The sequence below is a fragment of the Arthrobacter sp. UYEF21 genome, assembly GCF_040546085.1.
In the GTDB taxonomy this organism is placed as follows: Bacteria; Actinomycetota; Actinomycetes; order Actinomycetales; family Micrococcaceae; genus Arthrobacter.
Genome location: NZ_JBEPNF010000032.1, coordinates 1 through 9,521 on the forward strand (window position 1 = coordinate 1; position 9,521 = coordinate 9,521).

General features: G+C 65.3%; 9 protein-coding genes and 1 pseudogene. 2 read left to right on the forward strand and 8 right to left on the reverse strand.

What is annotated here, in order from left to right:
* Positions 1-332: 332 nt before the first annotated feature.
* The 8 genes and pseudogenes from ABIB27_RS18850 to ABIB27_RS18885 form a co-directional block, all read right to left on the reverse strand.
* Positions 333-578, reverse strand: a complete 246-nt coding sequence (locus tag ABIB27_RS18850) for a hypothetical protein (RefSeq protein WP_354217069.1) — start codon at positions 576-578, stop codon at positions 333-335.
* A 52-nt stretch (positions 579-630) separates the two neighbouring features.
* Positions 631-985, reverse strand: a pseudogene (locus ABIB27_RS18855) (thiamine pyrophosphate-binding protein); the annotation flags it as partial.
* A gap of 363 nt (positions 986-1,348) precedes the next feature.
* Complete coding sequence (locus ABIB27_RS18860) at positions 1,349-2,677, reverse strand: MFS transporter (RefSeq protein ID WP_354217068.1); 1,329 nt, start codon at positions 2,675-2,677, stop codon at positions 1,349-1,351.
* A gap of 97 nt (positions 2,678-2,774) precedes the next feature.
* Entirely contained in the window at positions 2,775-3,155 is a 381-nt protein-coding gene (locus ABIB27_RS18865; protein ID WP_354217067.1) for a RidA family protein, read from the reverse strand.
* Positions 3,152-3,892, reverse strand: a complete 741-nt coding sequence (locus tag ABIB27_RS18870) for a hypothetical protein (RefSeq protein ID WP_354217066.1) — start codon at positions 3,890-3,892, stop codon at positions 3,152-3,154. Before ABIB27_RS18870 ends, ABIB27_RS18865 begins: the two co-directional genes overlap by 4 nt.
* Positions 3,885-4,877 carry a membrane dipeptidase gene (locus tag ABIB27_RS18875; RefSeq protein ID WP_354217065.1) on the reverse strand — a complete coding sequence of 331 codons (993 nt, stop codon included), beginning with the start codon at positions 4,875-4,877 and terminating at the stop codon, positions 3,885-3,887. The genes ABIB27_RS18870 and ABIB27_RS18875 overlap by 8 nt, the downstream gene beginning before the upstream one ends.
* Positions 4,874-6,592 (reverse strand): hypothetical protein, encoded by a 1,719-nt coding sequence (locus ABIB27_RS18880; RefSeq protein ID WP_354217064.1) that lies wholly within the window; start codon positions 6,590-6,592, stop codon positions 4,874-4,876. The genes ABIB27_RS18875 and ABIB27_RS18880 overlap by 4 nt, the downstream gene beginning before the upstream one ends.
* Positions 6,593-6,594: 2 nt before the next feature.
* Complete coding sequence (locus ABIB27_RS18885; RefSeq protein WP_354217063.1) at positions 6,595-8,046, reverse strand: aldehyde dehydrogenase family protein; 1,452 nt, start codon at positions 8,044-8,046, stop codon at positions 6,595-6,597.
* Positions 8,047-8,174: 128 nt separating this feature from the next.
* On the opposite strand from ABIB27_RS18885, the gene ABIB27_RS18890 reads away from it, so the two are divergent.
* The gene (locus ABIB27_RS18890; RefSeq protein WP_354217062.1) at positions 8,175-9,074 is read left to right on the forward strand and encodes a LysR family transcriptional regulator; all 900 of its coding nucleotides are present in this window, start codon (positions 8,175-8,177) and stop codon (positions 9,072-9,074) included.
* Positions 9,075-9,233: 159 nt separating this feature from the next.
* On the forward strand, positions 9,234-9,449 hold the full coding sequence (locus ABIB27_RS18895) for a LysR family transcriptional regulator (protein ID WP_354254651.1): 216 nt from the start codon (positions 9,234-9,236) through the stop codon (positions 9,447-9,449).
* Positions 9,450-9,521 lie beyond the last annotated feature (72 nt).

Here is a 9,521-nt window from a genome sequence, read left to right on the forward strand (position 1 = left end):
CACCGTTCTTCGTTTCCTGCAACGCCGGAATTGTCTTGCGGACGATCCGGGCGCTACCCAGGACGCCCCAACGCAGTTTCTCGCTCATTGAACACTCCTTTTTTCAACCTCCCCCTCTGAGAAGGAGAGGGGTTCATCAATGACAGGCGGCCGGCGGAAGGCGCGGCACTGTGCCTTCCATGAGCTCCAGGCCTTGTTCGTTCTCAGCCCCGGCCGCCCGTTTGATCCCCGGGAAACCCGTTGGCAGACCCCGACGAGCGTGTCATTGGCCAACAAGACTAGATGGAATGGATCCACGGTGATGGCCCGGCAGGACGGCCACCATCAGACGGTCACGCGAGATTCCGCTCCCAGGTCTCCCCAAAGGGAACCGTTGGACTGAGATCTAATGTGTACCGGCCGGGATGATGGCGGGTGACCATGATGCCGGCAGACCGTTGCGCCATTGCCGCCTGCCGGAGCATGGCTTCTGCATCGTTGAGTAACTCGTGAAGTTGACCGGGTGTGGGAACGAGGACTTCTAAATGTTCGATGGTCTGACTACGCATAATAAACACCCATCTTGTGATATTGGTCACGATATTGTGAATATACTGACATGAACAGACGTTCAAGTCAACTGTTCGAGATGAAAAGTTGAAACCTTTCTATGTCCCAGGCCAGTACAGAGGGGTGGGCGAAGGGCTATGAGGCCGACAAAGAGCACCATGGGGGTGGAGTCCTGGCAGGCCGTGTGCAGCCGGACGTGGGGGTTTGCTGCGCCGGGTCCCCGGGTCACCATGGCGAGACCTGGCAGCTGGTTCGTCTTTCCGTCGGCTTCTGCCATGTAACTGGCGCCACCCTCGTGACGGCAGGCGATGGTCTCGATCGGAGAGGTGTGCAGCCCGTCCAGGACATAGAGATAGCTCTATCCGGGTACCACATGGGCGCGCCGGACCCCGTGGGCGAGGAGTGAATCGACAATGACATGGCCTGCGGACTTCAGCCCGGCCGCACGGACCGGGGACCGGAGGTGTCCGGGGCGAGGGTTCTCTGGGTCATCGTCCGCCCGCTTCCGGGACGAGGGCCCCGGCTGCCACGTCCTGGAGGCTGCCCGCCTGTCGGGTACGGCCGGCTGCCGGGTGATCGGGGTTGCCGGGCACCTTCATTGTTGGTTCATTGTCTGCGCCGTACGGCCCGTCAGGCGGTTGCGGGGCGGTGGGAGACTTTATGGCCGGTGGATGGGCCGGGATCCCTGCCGCTTTGCTTTCTTTCGGACACGGATGCGGTGGATTCGCCGGACGCTGTGGCGGGAGCCCTCATCCCCGAAGGGACGGGTGCTCCCGCAGCGGTTGGTGGGTGGTGGGTGTCAGGCGTGGAGGGCGGCTGCTTCTTCGAGGTTCTGGCCTTTGGTTTCGGGGGCCATGAAGTAGCTGGCTGCGGCTCCGAGGAGTGCGATGCCGGCGGCGATCCACATGGTGCCGGAGAGCCCGAGGTGTGTCAGGGCCAGCGGGGTGGCGAAGGTGCCGATGGCGGCGCCGATGCGGCTGGTGCCGGTGCAGAGCCCGACGGCGGTGGCGCGGACCTTGGTGGGGAACAGTTCGTTGGGGTAGATCCATTCCAGGATCGACGGTCCGCCGTTGAAGATGGCGTAGAAGGCGAAAGCCAGTGCGATCAGGCCCAGTGGTGCTGCGGGGAAGAGCGCCAGGAACAGCAGGCCGACGCCGGAGAGGATGAAGCCCCAGATCAGGACGGGGCGGCGGCCGAGTTTGTCCACGACCAGGAGCGCGGCGACGTTGCCGACGAGGAAGAAGAGGTTGATTAGGCCGTAGCCGATGTTGGCTTCGTCGCCGGACTGGAGGTTGAACAGGGCCAGGATCTGGGGTCCGAAGGCGTAGATGGAGAACAAGGTGACGATGGTGCAGGTCCAGAAGATGGAGATGAAGACGACCCGGTGCAGGTAGCCGCCGGTCAGGACGAGTTTGAAGGCCTGGCCGGTGCTGAGCTTGGCGGCGTTGGGGTCGTGGGCGGTGATGCCGTCCAGGGTGGCGCCTTCGCCGATGGTTTTCTTCAGGATGGCCAGGGCTTCCTGGTGGCGGCCTTTTCCGACGAGCCAGTGGGGGGATTCGGGGATGGTGGCCCGGGCGATGAGGATCAGGACGGCGGGCACGGCGGAGGAGAGCAGCATCCAGCGCCACCCATCTTCAAAGGAGAGGAGCCAGTAGCCGACGAACGCGGCGACGGTGGCGCCGACGAACCACATGGCGTTCAGGCCGCCGAGGAGCCGCGCACGCCAGGTGGCGGGGACGAATTCGGCGACCAGGGCGGTGGCGATGGGGTAGTCGGCGCCGACGGCGATGCCGATGAGCAGCCGGAGGACGAACAGTTGCCAGGGTTCCTGGACGAAGAACTGCGCCACAGAGAAGACGATGATGGCCATGAGGTCGATCGTGTACATGAGCTTGCGCCCGATTTTGTCGGTGATGTTGCCGAAAACGAGCCCGCCGAGGAAGACACCGATCAGGGCGGAGGCGCCGATGAGACCGTTCCACCAGTCATTCATCTGCCAGGCCGGGATGACCTGGACCAGGGCGATGCCGATGATGGCCAGGATGTATCCGTCGAGGAACGGGCCCCCTGAGCTGAAGAGGGTAAGGCGTTTGTGGAAGGAGTTCAGCGGCGCTGAATCGATGGTCATTTGAGACCCGGGTGCTGCGTGGGAAAGCATGGTGGTTCCGATCTGGGAAGAGGGAATACGACGTTGGGTACCCAACAGATCCGTGGCCGTGGTCCGGTCAGGCTGTTGCGGCTGCGACCGCATCGATCTCGATGCGTTTTTCGCCCCTGAACCGGGCAACCTGCACGGTGGTCCTGGGAGGCAGGGGGTGGCCGCTGAGCCTGGTGAGGTAGGCGGCGTTGTACTCATCAAATTCGTCAAGGTCGGCCAGGAAGACCGTGAGCTTGAGCAGGTGGGACAGGCTTGACCCTGCTTCTGTGAGGGCGGCTTCGAGGTTGTCGAACGCCTGGGTCACCTGGCCGGCGATGTCGGCCGCGACGGTGCCGTCGTCCCGGGCCGGTATCTGCCCGCACAGGTAGATGATGCCGCCGGTTGCTGCGGAGGCGGAGTAGGGCCGGGGTTTGCCGTCGGTGAACTGGGTCCGGGTGATGGCGCTCATGCGTCCGGCACCAGGTACTTCCGGGACAGCTGGTACATGCTTTGCCATTCTTCTGCACACACTTTCAGGGGCTTGGGCGGGATGGTGGTTGATGTTGGGTGCGCAGGGACCGGTTCGGGCAGGACCATGACGACGGTGCTGTCCGCGTTGGTTTGGGGCAGGAGGGCCGTGACTGCCTCCGACGCCAGGGTCTGCGTGGCCGAAAGAACTCCGTCCCGGACGGTGAGGTAGTCCGTGGTGGATCCGACATCCGGTGCCGTCCCGGCATGGGCGGTGGCGATGACGATCCGGCGGCCCAGGGAGGCGGTGCGCCTGAGGACCAGGTCGTTCCAGAGAAGTCCCGGGATGCGGGCGTCCGGTGTGCGGATCACGGAGACTTCGCCGTCTTGGGTGTCGCTTGCCAGGTCGAGGAGTTGGAGGGCGGTCCGCAGGGGCGGCTGTCCGGCCGGGTCAAGCTCGCGCAGGGTGCCTCCCAACCAAGACGTGTCCCTGGCGGCTGCCGGCCGGAGGGGTGTCGCCCAGTCCGCGTCCAGGAGTTGTTCGAGGAGGCGTAGTCCGGCGTGTTCTTCGGCTTCGGCGCGGAGGACTGCGAGGGCTCCTTCCTGGGCTTCGAGGGGGTCTGTACCGGCGGCGCAGAGGGACCGGAAGGCCGCTTCTTTGATTTCGCGGGGCTGGACGTCGATGGTGCGGTCCGTCAGCTGGCGATCGGGGGCGTCTCCGGTGATGGTGTCAGACATGCGCGTGTTCCTTTGTTGTGTCCATGACGTTGGTGAACAGCCGGGCCCAGTTGCCGCCCATCACGGCGGCGATGGTGTGGTCCGTGAGGCCTGCGGCTGCGAGGCCGTCGGTGAGCCGGGGGAAGTCCTGGGGGCCGGTGAACCAGTCCGGCCAGAGGGGCCAGGTCGGCGTGTTCTGTGGATCGGTCGGTTGCCAGCGGCCGTTGCGGAGCCAGCCGACGAATTCCTGATCCCAGCCGCGGGTGCAGTCGCTGCCGATACCGACGCTGCCGGGACCGTACTGGTCCACCATGCGGGCCACCATGGTGCAGAAGCTTTCGATGGTGACGTGTTCACCGCCGCTGACGGTGGGGTAGAGGCAGCAGCCGATGACGCCGCCGCGGTCCACGAGGGGCTGGATGACGTCGTGGGGTTTGTTCCGCGGGGTGTCAAAGAACCAGAGCGGGTTGGAGTGGGTGACGGAGACCGGCACCGAGGACGCTTCGATGGCGTCGCGGCTGGTCCGGTACCCGACGTGGGAGAGATCGACGAGCATGCCCACCCGGTTCATCTCTTCCACGATCACCCGCCCGTAGCGGGTCAGTCCGGCATCGTCGGCTTCGAAGCACCCGCTGCCGATCAGATTCTGGTTGTTGTACGTCAGCTGGGCGATCCGGACGCCGAGCCGGTGGAAGAGCTCAACGTATCGGTAGTCGTCTTCAAACGGGCTGCCGTTCTGGAACCCCAGGAACACGGCGATCTTGTTTTGCTGCTTCGCAGCGTCGATGTCTGCCCCGGTGGCGGCGAGGAACACAAGGTCGGGGTTGCGGTTGACGAGGTCCAGCCACTCACCGACGGACCGGAGGGTGTCCGCGGCGTTTTCCCAGACAGCGCAGGTCGCGTTGACCGCGCTGACGCCGCCGGTACGCAGTTCCTCCAGGACGGGGCGGCTCCAGTTGCTGATCTGCAGCCCGTCCACGACGGTCAGCTGCTCGTGCAGGCTCATTGTTGCGGCCCCTTCGGCGCCGTCGGGAAGAGCCAGTCGTCCTCGTCCGTCCCGTGGTTGATATCCACCGCGCGGGGGGCTCCGCTGAACAACGTCACGCGCAGCCAGTCCGTGGACTGTGGACTGAAGTTGTTCATCCCGTAACTGGCCAGCTGGAAGCGCTGGGTGCTCAGGGGCAGGAACTCGGTGTCGATGAGGTTGTCCTGCAGCTCCCCGTAGAGGTAAGGCCGGGTCTGCTGGACCCGGGCCGCGGCGAAGCGGTGGCCGGGGTGTGCCAGGAGGAAGTCCGCGATGCTTTGGTGGGCCGGGAACCGCTCGAGGTCCGTGGCGAGGGCATTGATGCGGCGGGCGATGTCGGTGCAGTGCTCGGGAGTGCCGGCGGGCCGGGCCTCTCGCAGTGCCCGGCGGGGTTCTTCGTTGGCCGCGGAGGAGAACCAGTAATAGCCCGTCCTCTCCGGATCGGTGAAGTCGTAGCCGCGGGCCCAGGCGTAGTTGGCCTCCAGCAACTGCTTCAGTTCCCAGCAGCGCATGGCTGGGTCGAACGGGACGGCGCCGTCAACTCTGAGCAGGGACTCGGCGTCCTCGTCGAAGTCGGTACGGAGTTCAATGACGATAGAGGCAAAGATCCCCCGGGCCTCCGGGCTGAGTCGTGCGGCACTGTCGTGGAGGCGTGCCAGGACCGGCGCGGGTTCCGTCGCGGAGGCCGTGTGGGTCTGCAGCTCGCTCAGGAGTTGCTGCAGCTGGGGCCGGATCGCATCGGTGGGCAGGAACGGGGCGGTGTGGAGTGCGTGTTTTTCTTCAAGGTGGCGGTCAGCCTGGGCGAGGAGTTCCGCGACGCGGGCAAGGTCCGGGTGCCCGGGTGCGTAGTCCCGGCCGAGGCCGGCGGCGAGGGGAGTTTCCCGCAGCCGGCACCAGGCATCCAGATATGCCGGGTGGTTGATCACGAACGGGACCATGCCCAGTCCGGTGGCGTTGCCCAATCCCAGGTATTTGCCCCACTCCGGGTCAAGGGGGACCGCGGTGGTGCCGGCCGCAGTTGCTTTGGCGCGGGCGACGTGTTCCACCATGTCCATGCTCAGTTCACGCAGCAGCCAGGCGGTGAGCATCTGGGACCGGTACGGCACGGCCAGGGGGTGGTCGGCGGGGATGTCCGCGAATTCCTTGAGCCCGAATTTTCCGTTGCCGTAGAACGCAGTGCTGCGGATCAGGTAGGGGCTGGGTCCGATGATGTCGACGTCGGGCTGGGACCCGGCGGCCAGGCAGTCGCTGACGTAGTCAAAAAAGCGTGCGCTGCGGTTCGCCCGGGTCAGGATGATGGTGTCCGGGTCGACACGGCCGCGCTCCTGGACCGGAACGTTGAGCCGAAGCTCTGCTTCGCGCTCGGGCGTGAGGTCCCCTTCGATGAGGGCCGCGGTAACGTCCCAGGCGTCGGCGATGACCCGGTCGGTGCGTTCGCTTTCCTCCAGGCTGCGGCAGAAAGCGATGAAAGTCAGCTGCCTGCCTTCGGCGTCCACGGTGTAGACGGCGGTGCCCCGGGCATCGGCGTCCAGATCCATGCGGGTACGGGCCACGGACCATCCCCGGGCGGCGGCGCGGCGGAGCATGGTGCGGGCAAAGCTGTGCCGGGTGGCCCAGGCCCCGTTCATATCGGCGCCGGAGAGCACTTCCTCCGGGGTCCGGAGCCCGTGTTCGGTTCGTTCGTCCTGAAGTGTCATGATCATGCCTTCGCTGGTGCCAGACGGAGATATGCGGTCTTTTCGTGGGTAAAGAAGGCCGCGGCGACGGTACTGTTCTGCTCCCGGGGGCCGGCAAAGGTTGAATCCTTCATCCCGCCGAACGGGGCGTGCAGTTCGGACCCGGTCGAGGGAGCGTTGACCTTCACGAGGCCGGCGTCGAGGTAGGTCACGCACTGCCGGGCGGCGCGCTCATCGCTGGTGAACACCGCGGCCGTGAGGCCGAAGTCGGTGTTGTTGGCCAACGCGATGGCTTCGTCGAGGGTGGCGGCGCGGAGAACGGTGACAACGGGGCCGAAGACCTCTTCGCGGCAGATTGTCATCGACGCCGGCCCGGTCAACACGGTAGGCAGGACGTAGTGCCCCTCCGCAGCGGGAGCGGTGGCCTGCGCCAGAATTTCCCCGCCCTCGGTGATGGCCGTCTCGATCGCGGCATTGATTTCATCGCGGGCGGAGCCGGAAACTACGGGGCCGATCTGCACCGACGGGTCAGTGCCCGGGCCCAGGACAAGTGCGGAGACTTTCTCCTTCACCTTGGCCAGGAATGCCTCGTGCCCGTCGCCGACGAGGATGATCCGCCGGGTGGCCGTGCACTTCTGGCCGGTGGAACCCATCGCGGCGTTGACGGCGCTGGACGCGGCCAGTTCGACGTCGGCATCGGGCAGGACGAGGGTGGCGTTGTGTCCGCCGAGTTCCATCTGCAGTTTCGCGCCGCGGCCGCAGACAATCCCGCGGATGTGGTGGCCCACCGGAACCGATCCGGTGAACGTCACGCCTGCCACTGACGGGTGGGAAACGAGTTCAGAGCCCAGCGGACCCGGGCCAAGGAGCAGGTTCGCGACGCCGGCCGGAACACCGGCCGCGGCCAGGATGTCCATCAGCAGGACGGACACTCCGGGGGTGTTGCTGGCGGACTTCCAGACCACAGTGTTGCCGTGCAGCAGTGCCGGTGCGATTTTCCAGGCCGGGATCTGCAGCGGGAAATTCCAGGGCGTGATTACACCGACGATTCCCAGCGGGCGCCGGACGGTCAGGATCCGCTCATCCGGGTGGCTGGAAGGGTATTCGGTGCCGACCGGGTTCCTGGCAGAGCCTGCGTGGTACTCGAACGTGTCGGCGGACGCACCGACCTCCATCCTTGACTCCGCCAGCGTCTTACCGTGCTCGGCCGTCATGACGCGGGCTATCTCCTCGGCCCGTTCCCGGATCAGTGCCGCGGCAGAGGACAGGATCCGGCCCCGGGCCAGAATCCCCAGCTTGTCCCATGCTGGTGCCGCGTCGGTAGCAGCCTGGATCGCCTGCGCCAGCTCTTCGGAACCGGCCTGGTGATAGGTGGTGACCGCTTCCTGCGGTGCCGCCGGGTTGAACCGGGACGTCGTGTCCCCGGTCCCTTCAACCCAACTACCGTTGATGAAGCTGTTGGCGGGCTTGGTCATGACGGGCATTCTTGAACCTCTTAGTGTTTGTTGATCTGTGACTGTCCTCACGATCAACGGTAAACCCGAAACCCCGCCCACTGAAGTATCTATTTGACTCCCATCGATACTCACTTAGTCTTGTTCTTATGAACCTTCGTCGCTTGGAGCTTTTCGTCGCAGTGGCCGAAGAACTGCACTTCAACCGGGCCGCAGAGCGGCTGCATATGGCCCAGCCGCCGCTGAGCCAGCAGATCCGCAAACTCGAAGAGGAGTGCAAGACCCAGCTGTTTGTGCGCAACTCCCGCAACGTGCAGCTCACCGCCGACGGCGAACTACTCCTGACGCATGCCAGGAAACTTCTCAGCCAGTACGGGGCCATGACCGCGGCCCTCCGGCAGGCCCGCGACGGCGAAATCGGCAAGTTGCGTGTCGGTTTCGTCTCCTCCGCAGCGATTTCGGCCCTTCCTCCGGTGGTGCGGGAACTCCGGTCCCACTGGCCCGGCATCGACCTCGAGCTCCGCGAGGAAACCACCGACTCGCAGATCGAGCTCATCACCGCCGGCGCCCTGGACGCCGGAATCGCCCGGGAAGTCCGGACCGTGCCGGGCCTGGGCACCACACTCCTGCAAAACGAACGCCTGGTGGTGGCCGTCCCGGCAGACCACCCCCTGGCGCCCCGCCCCTCAGTCGGACTCGGAGAACTGAAGGGGGAGCGGTTTATTGCCTTCCCAAGGGACAGGATCTCGCGGCTTTTCGACCACATCGCCGCACTGCTCCACGCCGCCGACGTCGACTTCGACCTCGCCCAACAGGCCGTCCAGTTCCCCACAATCCTCGGGCTGGTCGCCGCCCACCTCGGCATCGCAGTCGTCCCGGAATCCCTCCGCGCCTTCGCCATCCCCGGCCTCGTATACCTGGACATCCAAGACACCAACGCCGTCTCCCGCATCAGCCTGATCTACAGCAACGACATGACCGACTCACCCCTCGTTACCAAAGTCAGGGACGCCTGCTGGCAAACCATGGGAGACCCGGGGCCCGGCTAGCAGAACGCTGGTTACATGAACTGCTGGAACTGCCCGGTGACCACGCGATCAGACCATCCCGGACACGCGGTTGATTCCTCGAAGTTGGCAGGGGGCGGCTCCGGACCTGACCGCCCCTTACGCCGAGGGCTGGCCAAAGATCGGGTGTGACCTTGGCTTATGGAACTTCGCTGGATGCGTGCCTTTGTGGCTGTGGCCACGGAACTGAATTATGGCCGTGCTGCTCTCGTCCTCCACGTCAGCCAACCTGCCGTGAGCCAACAGATCCGCCAGCTCGAGCGGGATATCGGCGTCCAGTTGGTGGAACGCAGTTCACGCTCGGTGCGCCTGACCATGGCGGGAACGGCTTTCCTCGGAATTTGTCAAGGTGAATGAGGCCAGTGGGAGTTAGGCTGCTGCTTTTGTGTCGGTTTTCTCGGCGGGTTTGTTGATCCAGGCCGCGTCGGG

Coding starts and splice junctions, on each gene's coding strand:
- ABIB27_RS18860 (WP_354217068.1), bottom strand. CDS start 2,677: ATGACCATCGATTCAGCGCCGCTGAACTCCTTCCACAAACGCCTTACC.
- ABIB27_RS18865 (WP_354217067.1), bottom strand. CDS start 3,155: ATGAGCGCCATCACCCGGACCCAGTTCACCGACGGCAAACCCCGGCCC.
- ABIB27_RS18870 (WP_354217066.1), bottom strand. CDS start 3,892: ATGTCTGACACCATCACCGGAGACGCCCCCGATCGCCAGCTGACGGAC.
- ABIB27_RS18875 (WP_354217065.1), bottom strand. CDS start 4,877: ATGAGCCTGCACGAGCAGCTGACCGTCGTGGACGGGCTGCAGATCAGC.
- ABIB27_RS18880 (WP_354217064.1), bottom strand. CDS start 6,592: ATGACACTTCAGGACGAACGAACCGAACACGGGCTCCGGACCCCGGAG.
- ABIB27_RS18885 (WP_354217063.1), bottom strand. CDS start 8,046: ATGACCAAGCCCGCCAACAGCTTCATCAACGGTAGTTGGGTTGAAGGG.
- ABIB27_RS18890 (WP_354217062.1), top strand. CDS start 8,175: ATGAACCTTCGTCGCTTGGAGCTTTTCGTCGCAGTGGCCGAAGAACTG.
- ABIB27_RS18895 (WP_354254651.1), top strand. CDS start 9,234: ATGGAACTTCGCTGGATGCGTGCCTTTGTGGCTGTGGCCACGGAACTG.